The following is a 19,373-nucleotide window of genomic DNA, read 5'->3' as shown; positions in this document are numbered from 1 at the left end:
CGATCAATACGTAATGGCCTGCATCTCGCCGCCCAGCGGGATCGCCGGTGCGGTGGCATTGCTGGTCACGATCAAGTCGTATTGGTTGTTATTGCCCAGCCGCCATTGGCCACTGACCAGCGGCGTCTTGGCGACGTTTTTCACCGGTCCGCCGTTCCAGTTGATCGGCCCGACCACGGTGTTGAGATTGGTCTTGAGCAAGGCATCGCGCACGGCCTTCGGGTTGCCGATTTCTTCGGTGCGCTGGAGGATGTCCACCGCCAGTTCGAACAACGCATGCACGAAGCCCAGCGGTTGCGTCCATTGTTTGCCGGTGGCCTGGGTGAAGCCTTGGGCGAGCTGTCCGGCACTGGCGCCGGTCAGCGACGAACTGAACGGGTGCGTGGGGCTCCACCAGATTTCCGTGGACAGGTTATTGCCGGCTTTGCCCAATGCTTCGACCGCCGTGGGAAACAGCAACGCCTTGCCCACCGACACGGCTTTGGGTTTGAAGCCCTGCTGGCGCGCCTGTGTCCAGAACGTGGTCAGATCCGGGGGAATGACCACACCGGTGACGATCTCTACTTCAGCCTTCTTGAACGCGGCGATCTGCGCGGAGAAGTCATCGGTCAGGCTCTGGAAACGACCGGGATCGACCAACTGAAATCCCTTCTGCGCCAGCACCGGCGGGAACCCGAGTTTCGAATCACCCCAGGCATTGCCGTCGCCATCGTTGGGGAACAGGCCACCGATCACCTTATCGGTGGGCATCGCGCCCCACATGGCGGTGTAAGTGCCGATCACATCTTCCAGGCCCCAGAAAAAGTGATAGGTCCAATCAAAGCCCTGCTCGGGTTTGCCGCCACGGGTGAAGAACCATGGCTGCCACGGCGCCACCGTGGAAATACACGGGATCTCGTTGATTTCGCATTGGTCGGACACCGGGTTGGTGGTTTCGGGCGTCGACGATACGAGCATCAGGTCGACCTGATCGGACAGGATCAACTCACTCGCCACTTCCGCCGCGCGGTTGGGGTTGGACTGGCTGTCCTTGACGATGACTTCCAGGCGGTACGCCTTGCCCGCCACCGTGAGGGTGTTTTTCAGCGTTTGCCTGAGCGATTCGATGATGTAGTTGTCGGCCGCGGCAAAGGGTGCCAGCGGCCCGGTCTGCGGGCTGACGTAGCCGAGCTTGATCACCCGTTCACTGCCCACGGCGAAGTTGAACGGCAGGCTGGCCAGGGCAATCGTGCCTGCGGCGACACCGCTGCCACGCAGGAAATCACGACGTGAAACGTCGCGGCCAAACAGGTTTTTATCGTTATTGTCTGTCATGAAAATTACTCCGGTGCGGCATCGGGCCGGCAAAGTGCGGACGAACAAGGTCACAACGTGTGGGTTGAGCCATCACGCCAGGTCAGCGAAAGCGTCGGGTTAGAAGAAGAAACTGACGTCGAAGGAAGCGACCACTTGCGAGTCTTTTTGCCCATCGGCATAGGCATCGCGACCGGGGCCGGAATGGATGTCGTAGCGCAATTCCGGGCGCAAGCGCACGTTGGGGGTCGGGGTCCAGGCCAGGTTGGTGGTGACGCCGTAGAAACTGCCCCAGGTCGGATCGGGAATCCCGGTGTTGGGGTCGATGTTGGCCATCATCACGTGCACCGGTGCGTCGGTGTAGAACCACTCGGCGCGGCTGTTCCACATCAGGTTTTCGCTGAGCTTGTGGTACCAGTTCAGATCGGTGCCGTACCAGGTGGCATCGTTTTTATTGGCGAAGCCGGCGAAAGCGCCCTGCTCCTGCGTGCCGTAGTTCAGCTCCAGCGCCACGCGGTTGTTCGGGTCGAGCACCTGGGACAAGGTCAGGTAAGAGGCCAGGCGCTTGTAGTCGTCATCCTTGGTGCCGGCCGGGATGGGCGAGCCACAGCTGCACTCGGCAAAGCTGTCGCCGGCGCCGTTGCCGTAGATGTTTTCCCAGTCGATCCAGGTGCTGAAATCCGCCGAGCGCCAGCGCACGTTGGCGATGACATCCGGGTCATGGTTGGGGTCCTGCAGGTTGTTCCAGCCCTGCACCACGCCCAGTTCGAAGCCGAGCATGCTTTCGCCGGGCGCCGACGGCAGTTTGAACGAATACAGCGCGCCGGCATGCTTGGCCGGGCCGTGCATGAAGGAATAGGTGTGCGAGTAGAAGTCCGTCGGTGCGGGTGACGGCAAGGCGAAGCCGATCTCATTTTCCAGCGGCGTGTGGAAAATCCCGATCATCAGGTCCGAGCCGCCGAGCACCGGGAAATAGAAATCGACGTAGGCTTGAGCGATGGTGAACGCTGGATCTTCAGCCTTGTTGTCGCGGTTGACCCCAAGGTCCTCGTCCCAGCCGTAGGTCTTGAAGTAACGCGCATCCTTGCCGTAGAGCGCCGTGACGTTGAAGCCCCAGTCGGCTTCTTGCGGCATGGGGCCGGGGAACGGTCCGACACGACCGACCACATTGCTGTTGGGTTTCTTTTCCACGGCCAGGGCGAACTGGTTGAGGTTCACGCCTTCGTCGGTGTTGAAAAAGCTCTGTTTGCTGACGTCATCCGTGCCGTTGTTGTTATAGATCACGCCTGCCTGAGCCCAGCCGTAGACCTTGATGCCATGCTCACGCTCAAGGCTGTCGCCAAACACGCTTCGCACCAGCGAACCCATCGGGTCGTCCGCTGCGCGAGCCATGGCGGGAAACAAAATGCCGGCACCCAGAACGGGGGCAAACAGGGTTGCTGCGCAAGCCCATGCACGAATACTCATACCTGCCTTCCTTATTTTTATTAGGCCAGACCCCATGGGGGCATCGGACCGAAAGCAAGGCAGGACGTTGAAGTCCGAGGCTTGATGAACCCTGGCTGGGGCTCCACCGCATCGCGGTGTTCGGCGTAATGGAGGCTACAAGCCGGCCACTACACCAACAATTCCAATCTCGGCGACATCAGTGTTTGTGTATTCAGAACAATGTAGGGGATGGATGCATATTTGGGGTGTGCAGAAAATCAAACTGTGGGAGCGAGCCTGCTCGCGAAAGCGGTGTGTCAGTCACCATCATTGCTGGTTGTGCTGACGTATTCGCGAGCAGGCTCGCTCCCACAAGGGAGGCGTGGTGTTGATCAGGCCTCGGCGGGCTGGCGCAATGGGTAGAGCTGCTCATCGAACTGCGACAGCTTCGGGAACACCAGCGGTTGCTCGTCGCTCAGGTGCTGCAGGCGCTGGGTGTAGTCCACCAGGAAATCCTTGCGCGCCTCGTCGCTGATGTACGGCACATGCCAGGCCACGAACGGTTCCAGCACGTCGAAACCTACGTACGCCAAAGTACCGCGCAGGATCGGCCGCAGCATGTCCTGCAACGGGCCGTGAATCGCGTCTTCGCCGAACATGTGCTCGCGACCGCCGAGGGTCACGGTCACCAGTGCCTTTTTGCCGCTCAAGCCGCCCTGATCGTAGAAGCGCTTGCCGCCGTAGCAGATGCCCGACACCAGCACCCGGTCGATCCAGCCCTTGAGCATGGCCGGGGCGGAGAACCAGAAGATCGGGAAGTTGAGGATCAGCAGGTCGGCCCACAGCAGCTTGTCCAGCTCGGCCTGGATGTCCGCCGCCAGCGACTGGCTTTTCACGCCCAGGCGTTGTTCCAGCGCGTACACCAGGTACTCGGGATTTTCCCGGGACGAGAAGTCGTCGGCGCTGGCCACCGGGTTCCAGTTCATCTTGTACAGGTCGCTGACCTGTACTTCGTGCCCTTGGGCTTCAAGGGTGGCAGCAGCCTGGTCACGCAGGGCCGCGGTGAAGGATTGTGGCTCGGGATGAGCGTGAACGATCAATACTTTCATGGTGATTCCTTAGACTTTTTCCAGCGTAGGAGTTGAATGCGTGGCGCGGCTGGCCAGCAAGCGGTCGAGCCAGTCCGGGTCCATTTGTGGTTCGGAAGAAAACAGCAGCCCGGTGTAGTCCTGGTGCGGCGGGGTGAAAATCTGGCTGCGCGAGCCATGGTCCACCACCCTGCCCCGTTGCATCACCAGCACCTCATCGGCAATCGCCCGCACGGTGGCGACATCATGGGTGATGAACAGGTAGGCGACGCCCAGTTGCTGCTGAATGCGGTTGAGCAACTTGAGCACGCCTTCGGCCACCAGTTGATCCAGCGCCGAAGTCACTTCGTCGCAGATGATCAGCTGCGGGTCGGCCGCCAGGGCCCGGGCGATGCAGATCCGCTGTTTCTGCCCGCCGGACAGTTCGCGAGGCTGGCGCTCCATGTAGGTCGCCGGGTCCAGCTCGATCATCTCCAGCAGCTCGGCGACCCGCGCGCGCATGGCCTTGCCCTTGAGGCCAAGGTAGAACGTCAGCGGCCGGCCGATGATGTCAACGATGCGCTGGCGGGGATTGAGCGCCGTATCGGGGATCTGGTAGATCATCTGGATGCGCCGCAGTTGCTCCTTGCTGCGCTGACGGAAGTCGGCGGGCAGCGGCTGGCCGTCATACAGCACTTCGCCGTAGGTCGGCGGCAACAGGCCGGTGATCAGCCGCGCCGTGGAACTCTTGCCGCTGCCGGACTCGCCGATCACCGCCAGGGTCTGGCCCTTGTACAACTTCAACGACACGTCGTGCAGCACCGGTTGATGGCCGTAGCTGGCGCAGCTGTTGCGCAATTCCAGCAGCGGTTGCTCCGCCTGCGGGCAGGCCTTGGGCTCGGTGCGGAAACTGCGCACCGCCCACAACGACTTGGTGTACTCCTCCTGCGGGTCGCCGAGCATCTGCCGGGTTTCGGCCTCTTCCACCAGTTTGCCGTGACGCAGCACCATGATCCGGTCGGCCATTTGCGCCACCACCGCCAGGTCATGGCTGATGTAGATCGCCGCGCTGCCGTAGGTTTTTACCGCATCACGAATCGCCGCCAGCACTTCGATCTGGGTGGTGACGTCCAGCGCGGTGGTCGGTTCGTCGAAGATGATCAGGTCCGGGTGGCAGGCCATGGCCATCGCGGTCATGACCCGCTGCAACTGGCCGCCCGACACCTGATGCGGGTAGCGCTGGCCGATCTGCTCGGGGTTGGGCAGGTGCAGCACCCGATAGAGATCCACCGCTTCGCGCATGGCCTGTTCGCGGCTCATACCGCCGTTCTTTACCGCCGTTTCCACGTGTTGATCGATCAGGCGATGGGCCGGGTTGAACGAGGCCGCCGCACTTTGCGCGACATAGGCAATGCGCAGGCCACGCAATTTGCGCAGGGCTTCGGGCTTGGCCTTGAGCAGGTCGATCCCGTCGAAATGCACCGAGCCGCCAGTGATGCGGCAGCCGTCGCGGGTGTAGCCCATGGCTGACAGGCCCAGGGTCGACTTGCCCGCTCCCGACTCGCCGATCAGCCCCAGCACCTCGCCCCGCTGCAAGGTCAGGTCGATGCCCTTGATCAGCGGATGCCAGGCGTCTTCGTAATGGCCTTCGATGTGCAGGTCGCGGATTTCCAGCAAAGGTTTGGATGTCGTCATGTTCAGCACTCCTTGAGGCCGCTGGATTTGTGCAGCATCCAGTCGACGACGAAATTGACGCTGACCGTGATCAGGGCCACGGCCAATGCGGGCAGCAACGGGCTGATGTCGCCGAAGGTGATCAGCACCGCGTTGTCGCGCACCATGCTGCCCCAGTCGGCGGTCGGCGGCTGGATGCCCAGACCGAGGAACGACAGCGCACTGATGAACAGGAACACAAAGCAGAACCGCAGGCCGAACTCGGCAATCAATGGTGCCGCGGCATTGGGCAGCACTTCGCGGGTCACCAGCCACCACAGGCCTTCACCGCGCAGGCGCGCGGCCTCGACGAAATCCTGCACCACCACGTTCATCGCCACCGCCCTTGACAGGCGAAACACCCGGGTCGCGTCCAGCAGCGCGATCACCAGCACCAGCGAGGTCGCCGTGGTGCCGACCACGCTGAGGATCAGCAAGGCGAAGATCAGTTGCGGAATGGCCATCAGGATGTCCACCACCCGCGACAGGCCCTGGTCGATCGCGCCGCCCTTGATCGCCGCGATCAAGCCGCCAAAACCACCGAGCAGGAACGCCAGCACGGTGGTCAGGAAGGCAATGCCCAGGGTGTTGCGCGCACCGTAGACCAGCCGGCTGAACATGTCGCGGCCCAGGTTATCGGTGCCCAGCAGGAACTGCCCGCCCCAGGGCGCGAAGCCCTCGCCGACCACCTGGGTTTCGCCGAACGGCGCCAACACCGGCGCGAACACCGCCACCAGGATGTACAGCACGATCACCAGCAGCCCGAATTTGGCGCTCAGCGGCGCCTTCACTATTTGGTTGAACAGGCTCATGGCTTACCCCTTCGGATGCATCAGGCGTGGATTGCTGGCAATCGACAGCACATCGGCGCTGGTATTGAGCAGGATGTAGGTCGCGGCGAAGATCAGGCTGCAGGCCTGCACCACCGGGATGTCGCGCTTGGCCACCGAGTCCACCAGCAACTGGCCGAGGCCCGGATAGACGAACACCACTTCGACCACCACCACACCCACCACCAGGTAGGCCAGGTTCAGCGCCACCACGTTGACGATCGGTGCCAGGGCGTTGGGCAAGGCATGGCGGAAGATGATCCGCGACTGGCTGATGCCCTTGAGCCGGGCCATTTCGATGTACGGGCTGGCCAGCAGGTTGATCAGGGAGGCGCGGGTCATGCGCATCATCTGCGCGATCACCACCAGGCTCAGGGTTGCCACCGGCAGCACCGAACGCTCCAGCACCTCACCGAGCGAGGCGTTCGGCGAGAGGCTGGAAATGCTCGGGAACCAGTTGAGCTTCACCGCGAACACCAGGATCAGGATGTAGGCGACGAAGAACTCGGGAAACGACACCGCGCTCAGGGCCGAGGTATTGAGCAACCGGTCGAACCAGCTGTTGCGATACAACGCCGCGAGCATCCCCAGCAGCAAGGCCAGCGGCACCGACACCAGTGCCGCCAGCAGCGCCAGGCTGAAGGTATTGCCCAGGCGCGCGCCAACCAGATCGGCGATGGGCCGCTGGTTGGCCAGCGACACGCCGAGGTCACCTTGCAGCAAATGCCAGATCCAGTGCCCGAAACGGGTCAGCGGCGGCAAGTCCAGGCCCAGTTGCGCCCGGTACGCCGCCACGGTTTCCGGCGTGGCGGACTGGCCGAGCATGGCCTGGGCGATATCGCCCGGGAGCATGCCGACCGCGAGAAAAATGATCACTGACACCGCGAAGAGCGATAACAGCCCCAATGCCAGACGCTGAAGTAGCAACTTTAAAATACTATTCACCGCGCAATTCCTTGAAATGGGCACACTGTTGAAGACCCTCACTTAACCTGTGGGAGCGGGCTTGCTCGCGAAGAGGCCCTGTCAGCAAACATTTATGGTGACTGACACACCGCCTTCGCGAGCAAGCCCGCTCCCACATAAAGTCCTCAGTGGATTGACTGAACGCTTACGCCTGCCACCACCGCTCGATCACGCGCAGCCCGTCCAGTTCGCCATAGGGCGCTGTCTGCCCGCCGTGCGCCACACGATTGGAACGGGCCGCCACGGAGCTGGCGAACAGCGGCACGATGGCCCCGCCGTCATCCCGGCACAGCGCCTGCATTTCGTTGTACATCTCGCGGCGCAGCGGGTCGTTCATCTCGCCCCGGGCGGCGTTGAGCAGCTGGTTGAAACGCGGGTTGTCCCAGTGGGTTTCGTTCCAGGCCGCGCCCTTGGCGTAACCGATGCTGAACATGCGGTCGGCGGTCAGGCTGCTGTACCAGAACGAGGTGGTGAACGGCTGTTTCATCCAGACGTTGGTGAAGAAGCCGTCGGCGGGTTCGCGCACCACGTCTATGTCGATCCCGGCCGCACGCGCCTGCTCCTTGAACAGCACCGAGGCATCGACCGCGCCGGTGTAGGCCGCATCCGACGCTTGCAGGCGCACTTTGAGCGAATCCAGGCCGGCCTTTTTCAGGTGGAAGCGCGACTTGTCCGGGTCGTAGGTACGCTGTTCCAGCGCGGTGTTGATGAAGCGACTACCCGGCTGGATCGGGTGATCGTTGCCCACCAGGCCATAGCCGTACAGCACCGAGGCCAGCAGGGTTTCGCGGTTGACCGCGTATTTCATCGCCAGGCGCACGTCGTTGTTCTGGAACACCTGGCTGTCGGTGAGCATCGGGAAGGTGTAGTGCTGCGCACCCTTGGTTTCCTCGATGACCAGGTTCGGATTGCGCTTGAGCAGCGCCACGGTTTTGAGGTCGACCTTGTTGATCACGTCCACCTGCCCGGTGACCAGCGCGTTGATCCGCGCGGCGCCATCGGCAATGGCGATCAGCTCGGCGCTGGCGAAATGCGCGCGGCCCGGCTTCCAGTAATCCGCACTGCGCTCCAGGGTCATGCGCACGCCCGGTTCGAAGTCCTTGAGGCGATAGCCACCGGTGCCAACGCCGGCTTGCCAGTCCGCTACCCCGTCCTTGCTGGGCATGATCACCAGATGATAATCGGCGGCCACGTAAGAGAAATCGGCGTTGCCCGCATGCAGTTCGAACACCACGCTGTCGCTGCCATTGGCACTGACCTTGGCCACATCGCCCAAGACGGTCTTGGCCGCCGAGGTGGATTTTTCCCCGAGGTGATGCTGGATCGAGGCGACCACGTCATCGGCGGTCAGGGTCTTGCCGTTGTGGAACGTTACGCCCTGGCGCAGTTTGAAGGTCCAGATGCGCGCGTCCGGGGTTGAAGTCCAGCTTTCCGCCAGTTCGGGAATCGCGCTGCCGTCGACGGCGATTTCGGTGAGGGTGTTATAGACCGCCGAGAAGCCTACAAAGGTGAAGGTATCGACCCAGGAGCCCGGGTCCTTGGAGTCTGTGGTGCTGCCCCCCGCCAGGCCCAGGCGCAACACGCCGCCCGGCTTTGGCGTGGCTTCTGCGGCAAAGGCACCCAACGGCAGGCCCATGGAGAAGGCCCCCGCCACTGCCGCCGCCGCTGCGCTGTACTTTAAAAAGTCGCGGCGCGGGAAGCTGAATTCGTGGTTCGCTTGAGTAATCTTGTTCTTGTTATCGCTCATTGCATTGCCCCTGATTAAAAGCTAAGGAAATACCCGTTCAAAACCACGCAAGGCACCGGGCCTGGGCCCGGTGCTGATTATTTGTGAACGCCTGAGGCTCACACCTGGATCGCCTTCACTTCGACGAATTCGTTCAGCCCCTCTTCCCCCCATTCACGTCCATTACCGGATTGCTTGTAGCCGCCGAACGGCGCCTGATAGTTGAACGCCGCGCCATTGAGAAAGCACTGGCCCGCACGCAGTTGCCGCCCCAGTTCCAGGGCACGCCCGGTGCTGCCGGCCCAGACTCCGCTGGACAGCCCGAACGGCGAGTCGTTGGCGATCTGGATGGCTTGCGCCTCGTCGTCATAAGGGATCAAGCACAACACCGGGCCGAAGATTTCTTCCTGGGCGATGCGCATGCTGTTATTGACGTCAGCGAACAGCGTCGGGCTGACGTAGTAGCCGCGCTCGAAGCCCCCTACATCGCCGCCGCACAGCAGGCGTGCGCCTTCTTCCTGGCCGACCTTGATGTAATCGAGCACGGTGCGACGTTGCCCGGCCGAGCACATCGGGCCGAGGAAGCTCTGTGGATCGAGCGGGTCGCCCATCTTCAGGCTCAGGGTTTCCTCCAGCGCGATTTCCACCGCCTCGGCATAACGACTGGCCGGCAGCAGCATGCGGGTCAGCGCGGTGCAGGTCTGCCCGGAGTTGATCATCACGTCCTGCACGCCGTAGCGCACCGCCGCCTCCAGGTCGGCATCTTCGGCGATCAACAGCGCCGATTTGCCACCCAGCTCCAGGCACACGCGCTTCACCGAAGGTGCGGCGGCCTGGGAAACGCGCACGCCGGCACCGGTGGAGCCGGTGAACGACACCATGTCCACATCCGGGTGTCTGGCCAGTGCTTCGCCGACTTTCGAGCCAGGTCCGCTGATCAGGTTGAACACCCCAGCCGGCAGGCCGATGTCTTCGATCATCTGTGCCAGCAGAAACGCGTGCAGCGGCGTGTCCTGACTCGGCTTGACCACCACCGTGCAACCGGCGGCCAGGGCCGGGGCCAGCTTGCCGATCAACTGGTGCAGCGGGTAGTTCCAGGGATTGATGAACGCACACACGCCCACCGCCTCGCGGTAGACCCGCGAGTTGCCGACCTCGCGCACTTCGTCCATCACAGCGGCGAGTTCGACGTATTGCTCAAGGCCCAGGATCGGCCCGTCGACTTGCACCGAACGGCTCCATTGCACCGGCATGCCCAGTTCGGTGGTAATCACCGCCGCCATTTCATCGGCGCGGGCCTTCAGTTGTTCGGCCAGTGCGCGGATGTAGCCGGCGCGAACGCTGGAGGGCGTGCGCGACCATGAGTCGAAGGCCTTGCGCGCCGCCGCCACGGCATTGTCGACATCGCGTTCGTCACCCAGCGGCACACGGCCGGCGACCGCTTCGGTGGCCGGGTTGATGACGTCAGCAACGCCTTGCCCGGACGGGGTTTGCCAGCGGCCATCGATAAACAGATGTTTGTGATCAAGCATGGACTTGCGTCTCCATCAATTCTTCAGCACAGCAAGCGATACGCTGGCAGGCATCGCGCAACGGCGCGGCCCCTACCACCAAACCGAGGCGAATGTGACCGGCCGCGCTCGGCCCGAAGGCTTCACCGGCCAAAACAGAAACCCCATGGCGATCAAGCAGACGGTCGGCAAACGCCTGGGCGCTGAGCCCGGTTTCACGGATGTCGACCATCACGAACATGCCGCCATCAGGTTTCAAGGCGCGCAGGCCGGGGCAATCGGCCAGGCTTTCACAGACCAGGTCGCGGCGCTGGCGATAGGCTTCGCGCATGGCTTCCAGTTCCGGCAGTTGGCTGTCCAGCGCCACCACGGCGGCGTCCTGGATGAAATCCGGCGAACCGTAGAGCATGCACAGGGCGAGGTTTTCCAGGTGCCCGGCCAGGGACGGCGGCGCCACCACCCAGCCGACGCGCCACCCGGTCATGGCGTGGGATTTGGACAGGCTGTTGAGGGTCGCGGTGCGTTCGGCCATGCCCGGCAGACTCGCCGGGCTGACGTGTTCGCCTTCAAATAGCAGTTCGCTGTAGACCTCGTCGGAAATCAGCCACAGGTCATGGGCGATGCACAATTCGGCCAGCGCCTGCCAGGTGCTGCGCGGCAGGCTGGCGCCCGACGGGTTGTGCGGACTGTTCAGCGCCAGGGCGCGGGTGCGTGGGGTAATGCGTGCGGCGACGTCTTCGGGCAGCACGCGAAAGCCGTTCTCCGGACGCACCGGCACCGGGATGACCACGGCGCCGCAAGCACCGAACACCGCTTCGTAGGTGACGTACATCGGTTCGGCGACGATCACTTCGTCACCCGGGTTGAGCACGCATTGGGCCACGGCAAACAGCGCGCACTGGGCACCGGCCAGGACCGTGACTTCGTCCGCCGTGACACGCTGGCCACTGCGTTGCTGGTGGCGTCTGGCGATGGCTTCGCGCAAGGCACGCTTGCCGCGCACCTCGGCGTAGTGGGTATTGCCGGACAACAGGCTGTCGATGGCGCTTTGCACGATGGGTTGCGGCGTATCGAAATCCGGATCGCCCACCGACAGCAACAGGATGTCCTTGCCCTGCTCGCGCATGGCCAGTGCGCGGTAGTGAATATCCCAGGCGGCAGCACCGTCACCGGCGATGCGTTGGGTCAGATCAGAAAAGCGCATGGCTTTCCTCCTATAAACACGGTCCTGTAGGAGCGAGCTCTGCTCGCGAAAAACGTCAGGGCAACCCGGTCATTCAGACAGTGCGCGTTTTCGTTGACGTCCATCGCGAGCAAGCTCGCTCCTACAGTGAGCTCAGCGTACGCAGGCATGCTTGAGCTCGATCAGGGTGACGCCATTGCGATTGAAGCCATGGCGCAGGTCGGTTTGCAGTTCCGCGAGGTTCTGCGGCTGAGTCACGGTGCAGCCGAAGGCGCGCCCAAGGGCAGCGAAGTCCGGGTTGCGCGGCAGCACGCCAATGGGCTCGATGTCCAGGCCGATCATGTCGTCGCGAATCTGCCCCAGGGCATCGTTGTTCCACAGCAACACCACCAGCGGGCTGTCCAGCTCCTCGACCGCCGTCGCCAGTTCCTGGGCGGTGTAAAGGAAACCGCCGTCGCCGACCAGCACCAGGCCTGGCCGCTGCGGCGCACCGAACTTGGCGCCGATGCCGGCCGGCAAGCCATAACCCAGAGTGCCGTAGCCGGTCGGGTGCAACCAGCTGCGGGGCGCCAGCGAATCGAAGGCGTAGTTACCGGTGTAGGCCAGTTGGGTCATGTCGGTGCTGATGAACGCATTGGCCGGCAACTCGGCGGCGATGCGTTGCAAAATCGCCTGGTGGATCGACTGCAACGGGCCGTGGCCGGTTTGAATCGCTTCACGCAGCGCCGCGACCTTGGCAATGGCGGCCTCGGCGTTGCGCACATCCGTCGACAGGCGTTCAAGCAAGGCCGCAAGCGTCTGCTGTGCATCGCCTTGCAGGGCGACGGCACATGGATAGAAGTCGTTGAACTTGCGCGGATCGATGTCCACTCGCAGCAACTCGGCATTGAGCGGCAGGCGCTCGCGCCAGAAATCGGTGTCGGCCATTTCCGTGCCGACCGCCAGCACCACATCGGCCTCGGCGATCAGGTTCCAGCCCGGCTCCACGCACAGCGACGAACCGGCGTTGAGCGGCGCATCCGGTGGCAACAGGCCTTTACCGGCGACGCTGGTGAACAGCGGCGCGGCCAGTCGGGTGCTGAGTGCCTGCAACTGCGAGGCGGCATTCAAGGCGCCGCCGCCGGCAATGATCATCGGGCGTTTAGCGCCGTGCAGCTTGGCGACTGCCGCCTCCAGCACGTCGGCCGCTGGCGTGCCACGCCCCGGACGGCGCACGACTTCGTTGCTCCAGTCGCGGGCGATCGGTGCCGACAGCACGTCCAGCGGCACCGAAATGTGCACCGGGCGCGGCCGTTCGCTGTCGAACACCGCGTAGGCACGGGCGATCAGTTCCGGCAGGTCTTCAGGGGTGAGGGCCACCGCCGAGAACGCGGTGATCGGCGCGGTCATGGCGCGCTGGTCCTGGCACTCGTGCAGGATGCCCCAGCCCTTGCCGAGGCTGGCGGTGTGGTTGACGCTGGAAATCACCAGCATCGGGATCGAGTCGGCATAGGCCTGGCCAATACCGGTGGCGGCGTTGGTCACGCCGGGGCCGGTGATGACGAAGCACACGCCGGGTTTGCCGCTGACCCGTGCGTAGCCGTCGGCCATGAAACTGGCGCCCTGCTCATGCCGGGTCAGCACGTGGCGAATGCCGCTGCCGGGCAAGCCGCGATACAGCTCCAGGGTGTGCACGCCGGGGATGCCGAACACGGTATCGACGCCGTAGTTGGCCAACAGGCGCACCAGCGCCTGGCCACCGGTCAAGGTTTTGCTTTGCATGTTCAGGTCCTCATTCATGGCGTGATGCGAATCAACGCGTCGACCGCGGTCGTGCCCTCGGCACCAACCAACAATGGGTTCACATCCAGTTCCAGCAACTGCGCGGCGTTCTCGCAGGCGTAGTCGGCGACGGCGCGGATCGCCGCCACCAGCGCATCCAGGTCCGCCGCTTCGCGACCACGGAAGCCTTGCAGCAGCGCGGCGCTGCGCAGGCCGAGCAAGGCCTGGCGAATCGCGCCGTCGGTGGTCGGCAGCAACAGGCTGCGACTGTCCTTGAGCAATTCCACCAGGATGCCACCCGCGCCAATTACCAAGGCCAAGCCAAAATCGTTTTCACGCTTGATGCCGACAATCAGCTCAGCCAATGGCGGTTTGGCCATGGGCTCCAGCAACAGTTGATCGAATGGCACACCCGGTGCGTAGGCGGCGATGCGGCTGCGCATGTTTTCCAGGGCTTGGGTTACAGCCGCGCCATCCTTGAGGTTCAGTGCCACGGCGCCGGCTTCGGTCTTGTGTGGCAACTGCGCGCTGACGGCCTTGAGCACCAGTGGATAGCCCAGCGTTTCGGCGTCTTTCAGGGCTTTGTCTGGCGTGCTCAGCACACCCTCGGGTATCGGCAGGCCAAATACACGCAGGGCCTGTTTCGAATCCCATTCATTGAGCAACCGGCCTTCGCCTTCCAGCGCCTGTGGGCACAGCGGCACCAGTGCCGATTCACCGAGGTCCAGCAAGGCCTGGCGATTGCGCTGGTAATTGGCGACACGACCCCAGGCAGCCAAACCGTCTTCCACACCCTGCAACGCCGCCACGCCTTGGGCATGCAGACGTTCGCGGGCGTGAGGCGGCAGCAGTTCCGGGAAGGCCGAGGTGACGAAACCGGTTTTGCCATGACGCACCAGCGCCTTGCAGTACAGGTCCAGCAGCAGGTCGCATTCCTTGCGCTCGCCGGTGAACTCCGCCGGGTAATCGAGCACCAGCATTGCCGCGTCGGCCTCGGTGCGCAGGGCGCTGTCGAGCATGCGGTTCAGCGCCTCGCCGTCGCCCCAGATCGCCGTGGTGAAGTCCAGCGGGTTGACCAGGTTGGCGTAGCTCGGCAGGACCTGGGCCAGTTCGTTGACTTGACCTTGGTCGAGTTTGGGCAGCGCCAGTTCGTTGCGCTCGGCGTAGTCGGCAATCAGCCCGGCGTCGCCGCCGGAACAGGCCAGTGCGATCAGGCTGTTGCCTGCCGGCAGGTTGCCGCAGGCCGCAGCCTTCAGGGTTTCGACGAAACTCACCGGGCCACTGACGCGAATCACCCCGAGACGGTCGAACAGCGCGTCGTAAAGGGCATCGGAACCGGACAGTGAACTGGTGTGACTCAAGGCCAGTTCGGCGCCGATCTGCGACACGCCGGTTTTCAGCGCGATGATCGGGATGCCCTTCTCCAGCGCCTTGTGCGCGGCGCGGGCGAAACCCGGTACGTTTTTCAGGCCTTCCAGGTGCAGGCCGATGGCGGTGACCCGTGGCTCATCGAGCAGCACGTCCATCAGTTCGGCCACGCCCAGTTGCGCCTGATTGCCAACCGAAGCCATGTAGGCCACCGGCAGCGAGCGGTCGCTCATGGACAGGTTGTAGGCGAAGTTACCGCTTTGGGTCAGCACCGCCACGCCCTTCTCTACCGCTTTGCCGCCATGGGCCACCGGCCACAGCGCGGAGCTGTGCAGGTAGTCGAGCAGGCCATAACAGTTGGGGCCGAGCAAGGCCATGTCGCCAGCGGCTTGCAGCAATTGCTGTTGCAGGGCCTGGCCCTCGGCGCCGACCTCGGCGAAACCGGAGGCGTAGCAAATCGCGCCGCCGGTGCCGATGGCGGCCAGTTCGGCCACGCAGGTCAGGGTCAGTTCGCGGTTGGTGGCGATGAACACCGCGTCCGGCCCGCAGGGCAACTCGGCGATGCTGCGTACGCACGGCACGCCTTCAAGGCTGTCGTGTTGCGGGTTGACCAGCCACATTTGCCCTGGGTAGCCGCCCTCGGCGCAGCGCTTGAGGGCGCGGGCCATGCTGCGGCCACCGACGAACGCCACGTGGCGCGGCGCGAGCATGCGTTTGAGGTTGTCACGGATCGATTGCGACATGGGAATTCTCCGGGGCGATCAGCGCAGCAGTGGCCGCAGCAGTTCGCGGGAAATGATGTGGCGCTGGATTTCCGACGTGCCTTCCCAGATCCGTTCGATCCGCGCGTTACGCCAGATGCGTTCCACCGGACCTTCGTTCATCAGGCCCATGCCGCCGAAAATCTGCACCGCCTCATCGGCCGCGCGGCCCAACACTTCGCTGGCAAACAGCTTGGCCATGCCGGCCTCGCCGTCGGTCATGGTGCCCTGGTCCATTTTCCAGGCGGTGTGCAGGGTCAGCAGTTCGGCGGCGCGAATTTGCGTGGCCATGTCCGCCAACTTGAACGACACGCCTTGATAGGTGCCGATCGGTTGACCGAATTGCTTGCGGTCCGCTGCCCATTGCAGCGACACGTCCAGTGCCCGTTGCGCCTGGCCGACGCAGTTGGCCGCGACCATCACCCGGCCGGCCGTCAGCCAGGCATTGGCCACTTCCCAGCCCTTGCCGACTTCGCCGAGCACTTTGGAGGCCGGCACGCGGCAGTCGTCGAAGAACATTTCAAACGTGTGATAGCCGCGGTTGCTCACGCACTTGGGTCCACGGCGAATGGTCATGCCCGGGGTGTTGCGGTCGACCAGGAACGAGGTCACGGCGTTGCGCTGGCGGCCGTTGTGTTCGTAGGTGTCGGTCACGGCGAAGACGATGGCGAAATCGGCATGGCCGGCGTGGCTGATGAAGTGCTTGCTGCCGTTGAGGATGAAGTCGTCACCGTCACGCACGGCGCGGGTCTTGATCGCGTTGGCGTCGGAACCGGCACCCGGCTCGGTCAGTGCGAAGCAATCGATCTTCTCGCCCTGGATGCACGGCAACAGGTAGTCGTTGATCTGCTCGCCCTTGCAGGCCATGAGGATCTTCGAAGGCCGCGCCACGAACACGTGCAGCGCCCAGGACACCTTGGACAGCTCACGCTCGATCAGCGCCTGGGACAGGTAGTCCAGGCCGCCACCGCCGACCTCTTCGGGCATGTTGAAGGCGTAGAAACCGGCGGCGATCGCCTTGCCGCGAATCTGTGCCGCCAGCTCCGGGGAGACTTCATCGGCGGCATCGACCTCATCTTCATAGGGCAGCAGTTCCTTGGTGACGAAACTGCGTACCGCGTCCACCAACATTTCTTGTTCTTGGGTCAGTTGGAAATTCATGGTGCTACCTGTTGTTCGTGTGCTGATGGAGGTGTGCCGGGTTTAGCGACCGATAAAACGTGGCGGGCGCTTTTCCATGGCGGCGCGCAGGGCTTCGTTGCCGTCTTCGCTGCGACCGCACAACAGGCCGGCGGCCAGTTCCGCTTGCAGTTGTTCGGGCAGGCTGCGGTCGGCGCCTTCGCGCATGAGTTTTTTGGTCTGGGCGAAGGCAAAGGTCGGCCCGGCGGCCAGGCGTGCGGCCAGTTCACTGGCGGCGGCTTGCAGTTGATCGTCGGGGCAGACATCGCTGACCAGGCCGGCGTCGAGGGCACGGTCGGCGCCCCACAATTCGTCGAGGAACAACAGGCGCTTGGCCTGCTCGGCGCCGATCAGGCGTGGCAGGTGCCAGCTGGCGCCGGCGTCCGGCGAGTAGGCCATGCTGGTGTAGCCGGCCTTGAAACGCGCCGATTGCCCGGCGATGCGCAAGTCGCAGCACAGCGTCAGGTCCATCCCCGCGCCGACGGCGGTGCCGTTGATGGCGGCGACGGTCGGTTTTTCCAGGCTGTACAGGCGGGTCATCAGGGCATGGGCGGTTTCGGTCCAGCCGTAGCTCTCCAGCGCGCCCCGGGCTTCGGCGGCGGCCCATTCGTCCAGGTCCGCCCCGGCGCAGAAACTGCGACCGCTGCCGGTCAGCACCACCACGCGTACCGATGGATCGGCGTTGCAGGTGTCGAGCAAGGCATGCAGGTTTTTCAGGGTCGGGATGTCCAGCGCGTTGCGCTGGGCAGTGCGATTGAGGGTGATCCAGGCAACGCCTGCTTCGACCTGACTGAGCAGCGAATCGTGAGTAGTCATGCGAGTCCTCGAATTATTGTGATTGGTCTGAGGTGTTGCGACTTGAGGCCATACTAAACGAGTGTTCAGTAAGGCGGCAATTGGTGGCGAAATACGCTGTAACAGGCCTATTTATTGGCTAACTAGTTGTCTTATATGGTTTTTTTATCGATACACGACTTTTGAACGATGACTCTGTTACAACTTCGAACAACTGCCCACAGGACACCGCAAAACAACTGTGGGAGCGGGCTTGCTCGCGAAGGCGGTGTGTCAGTCACTGAATGGTTGACTGACAGGTCCTCTTCGCGAGCAAGCCCGCTCCCACAGGGGGATATGCTAAATCAGCGAATTACGCGCTCGGCAGGCTTGGCGTCAACACGCCTTCACGCTTGCGGTGGAACAGGAAGTACGCGCCATAGCACAGGGCAATGAAGCCAAAGCCCCAGTACAGCGACGGCCGCTGGGTTTCATCCAGTGCCAGGAACACGAACAGCGAGCAGCACAGGCCGATGCATAGCAGCGGCAGCACCGGGAACCACGGGGCGCGGTACTTCAGGTCGCTGAGCTGGCCGCCATCGCGCAGGTAGGCCTTGCGGAACTTGTATTGCGCCAGGGCGATGACAATCCAGGTCACGGTGCCGGACATGCCGCTCACCGCCATCAACACCATGAACAAGGTGTCCGCCGCGACGAAGCTGGTCATCAACGACACCAGCGCGAAGCACAGGGTGATGCTCAGGGCACGCAACGGCACGCCACGTTTGCTCAACGTCGACAGGCCTCTGGGTGCCATGCCGGTTTTTGACATCGCCCACATGATCCGGGTCGAGGCGTAGAGGCCGGAGTTGCCCACCGAGAGAATTGCCGTGAGGATCACGAAGTTCATCAGGTCGGCGGCATAGGGAATGCCGACCATGTCGAACACCTGCACGAACGGGCTTTCCATCAGCCCCGCCTGCTGCCACGGCACGATGGCCGACAGCACGACAATCGCCAGCACGTAGAAGATCAGCACACGGAAGACCACGTTGCGCACGGCACGCGGGATGCTTTTTTCCGGCTGATCGGTTTCACCGGCGGCCACGCCCATGATCTCGCACCCCTGGAACGCGTAGACCACGGTCATCATCACCGCGAACACCGCCGACATGCCGTTGGGGAACAGCGAATCACCGATCAGGTTGCTCGCCATCGGCGCCGGTGCGCCACTGGTCAGCGGTATCGCGCCGAAGATCACCAACAGCCCGACGATGATGAACCCCAGGATCGCCGCGACCTTGATCCCCGAGAACCAGTATTCCGCCTCGCCGAAGGCGCGGGTTGCCAGGGCGTTGAGGCCGAACAGCACCACCACGAACAGCGCCGACCAGTACCAGATCGGCACCTCGGGGAACCAGCGGGTCATCAGCATCCCGGCGGCGGTGAACTCCAGGCCGACCGTGGTGGCCCAGCTCATCCAGTACACCCAGCCGATCATGAAGCCGGTCGCCGGGCCGATGAACTGGGTGGCGTGGGTCTGGAACGAACCGGAGACCGGCATCTGCACCGACAGTTCGCCCAGGCAGACCATCACCAGGTACATCAGGAAACCGGCCACCAGATAGGCCAGGATCGCCCCGACCGGGCCGCCCTGGTTGATGATCACCCCCGAGCCCATGAACAGCCCGGTGCCGATCACCCCGCCCAGGGACAGCATGAAGATGTGCCGGCTTTTCAGCGCGCGGGTCAGTTGGATGCCTTTGCCATCAGTGTTTGGGTTCATGTCGGCACCTCAGCAGTCAGTGAGGTG

Annotated in this window: 14 protein-coding genes; all 14 read right to left on the bottom strand. The window is 63.4% G+C overall.

What is annotated here, in order from left to right; all coding sequences use genetic code 11:
* Positions 1 to 3 precede the first annotated feature (3 nt).
* The 14 genes from F8N66_RS13740 to F8N66_RS13675 all read right to left on the bottom strand — a co-directional run bounded on the left by F8N66_RS13740 (position 4) and on the right by F8N66_RS13675 (position 19,346).
* Entirely contained in the window at positions 4 to 1,314 is a 1,311-nt protein-coding gene (locus F8N66_RS13740) for an ABC transporter substrate-binding protein (RefSeq protein ID WP_150770679.1), read from the bottom strand.
* A gap of 99 nt (positions 1,315 to 1,413) precedes the next feature.
* Complete coding sequence (locus F8N66_RS13735) at positions 1,414 to 2,760, bottom strand: outer membrane beta-barrel protein (protein ID WP_150770678.1); 1,347 nt, start codon at positions 2,758 to 2,760, stop codon at positions 1,414 to 1,416.
* A gap of 353 nt (positions 2,761 to 3,113) precedes the next feature.
* Entirely contained in the window at positions 3,114 to 3,830 is a 717-nt protein-coding gene (locus F8N66_RS13730; protein WP_150770677.1) for an NAD(P)H-dependent oxidoreductase, read from the bottom strand.
* A 9-nt stretch (positions 3,831 to 3,839) separates the two neighbouring features.
* Complete coding sequence (locus tag F8N66_RS13725; RefSeq protein ID WP_150770676.1) at positions 3,840 to 5,483, bottom strand: ABC transporter ATP-binding protein; 1,644 nt, start codon at positions 5,481 to 5,483, stop codon at positions 3,840 to 3,842.
* 2 nt (positions 5,484 to 5,485) lie between these two features.
* Positions 5,486 to 6,313: an ABC transporter permease gene (locus tag F8N66_RS13720; RefSeq protein WP_150770675.1), complete on the bottom strand. Its 828-nt coding sequence runs from the start codon at positions 6,311 to 6,313 to the stop codon at positions 5,486 to 5,488.
* A gap of 3 nt (positions 6,314 to 6,316) precedes the next feature.
* Positions 6,317 to 7,276 (bottom strand): ABC transporter permease, encoded by a 960-nt coding sequence (locus tag F8N66_RS13715; protein WP_150770674.1) that lies wholly within the window; start codon positions 7,274 to 7,276, stop codon positions 6,317 to 6,319.
* Between the two features lie 166 nt (positions 7,277 to 7,442).
* Positions 7,443 to 9,044 carry an ABC transporter substrate-binding protein gene (locus tag F8N66_RS13710; protein WP_150770673.1) on the bottom strand — a complete coding sequence of 534 codons (1,602 nt, stop codon included), beginning with the start codon at positions 9,042 to 9,044 and terminating at the stop codon, positions 7,443 to 7,445.
* Positions 9,045 to 9,142: 98 nt separating this feature from the next.
* Entirely contained in the window at positions 9,143 to 10,555 is a 1,413-nt protein-coding gene (locus tag F8N66_RS13705) for an aldehyde dehydrogenase family protein (RefSeq protein WP_150770672.1), read from the bottom strand.
* The gene (locus F8N66_RS13700; protein ID WP_150770671.1) at positions 10,548 to 11,738 is read right to left on the bottom strand and encodes a pyridoxal phosphate-dependent aminotransferase; all 1,191 of its coding nucleotides are present in this window, start codon (positions 11,736 to 11,738) and stop codon (positions 10,548 to 10,550) included. Before F8N66_RS13700 ends, F8N66_RS13705 begins: the two co-directional genes overlap by 8 nt.
* Before the next feature lie 132 nt (positions 11,739 to 11,870).
* Positions 11,871 to 13,478 (bottom strand): 5-guanidino-2-oxopentanoate decarboxylase, encoded by a 1,608-nt coding sequence (locus F8N66_RS13695; RefSeq protein ID WP_150770670.1) that lies wholly within the window; start codon positions 13,476 to 13,478, stop codon positions 11,871 to 11,873.
* Between the two features lie 14 nt (positions 13,479 to 13,492).
* Complete coding sequence (locus F8N66_RS13690) at positions 13,493 to 15,589, bottom strand: acetate--CoA ligase family protein (protein ID WP_150770669.1); 2,097 nt, start codon at positions 15,587 to 15,589, stop codon at positions 13,493 to 13,495.
* Positions 15,590 to 15,607: 18 nt separating this feature from the next.
* A complete protein-coding gene (locus F8N66_RS13685; protein ID WP_150770668.1) occupies positions 15,608 to 16,768 on the bottom strand; it encodes an acyl-CoA dehydrogenase family protein in 1,161 nt (386 codons plus the stop codon).
* A 42-nt stretch (positions 16,769 to 16,810) separates the two neighbouring features.
* Positions 16,811 to 17,602, bottom strand: coding sequence for an enoyl-CoA hydratase/isomerase family protein (locus F8N66_RS13680; protein WP_150770667.1), 792 nt, complete (start codon positions 17,600 to 17,602; stop codon positions 16,811 to 16,813).
* A gap of 331 nt (positions 17,603 to 17,933) precedes the next feature.
* On the bottom strand, positions 17,934 to 19,346 hold the full coding sequence (locus F8N66_RS13675; protein ID WP_150770666.1) for an amino acid permease: 1,413 nt from the start codon (positions 19,344 to 19,346) through the stop codon (positions 17,934 to 17,936).
* Positions 19,347 to 19,373 lie beyond the last annotated feature (27 nt).

The sequence above is a fragment of the Pseudomonas fluorescens genome (assembly GCF_902498195.1).
Classification (GTDB): domain Bacteria; phylum Pseudomonadota; class Gammaproteobacteria; order Pseudomonadales; family Pseudomonadaceae; genus Aquipseudomonas; species Aquipseudomonas fluorescens_BU.
Note: the sequence above shows the minus strand (reverse complement) of the source record. Positions and strands in the feature narration are given on the sequence as shown.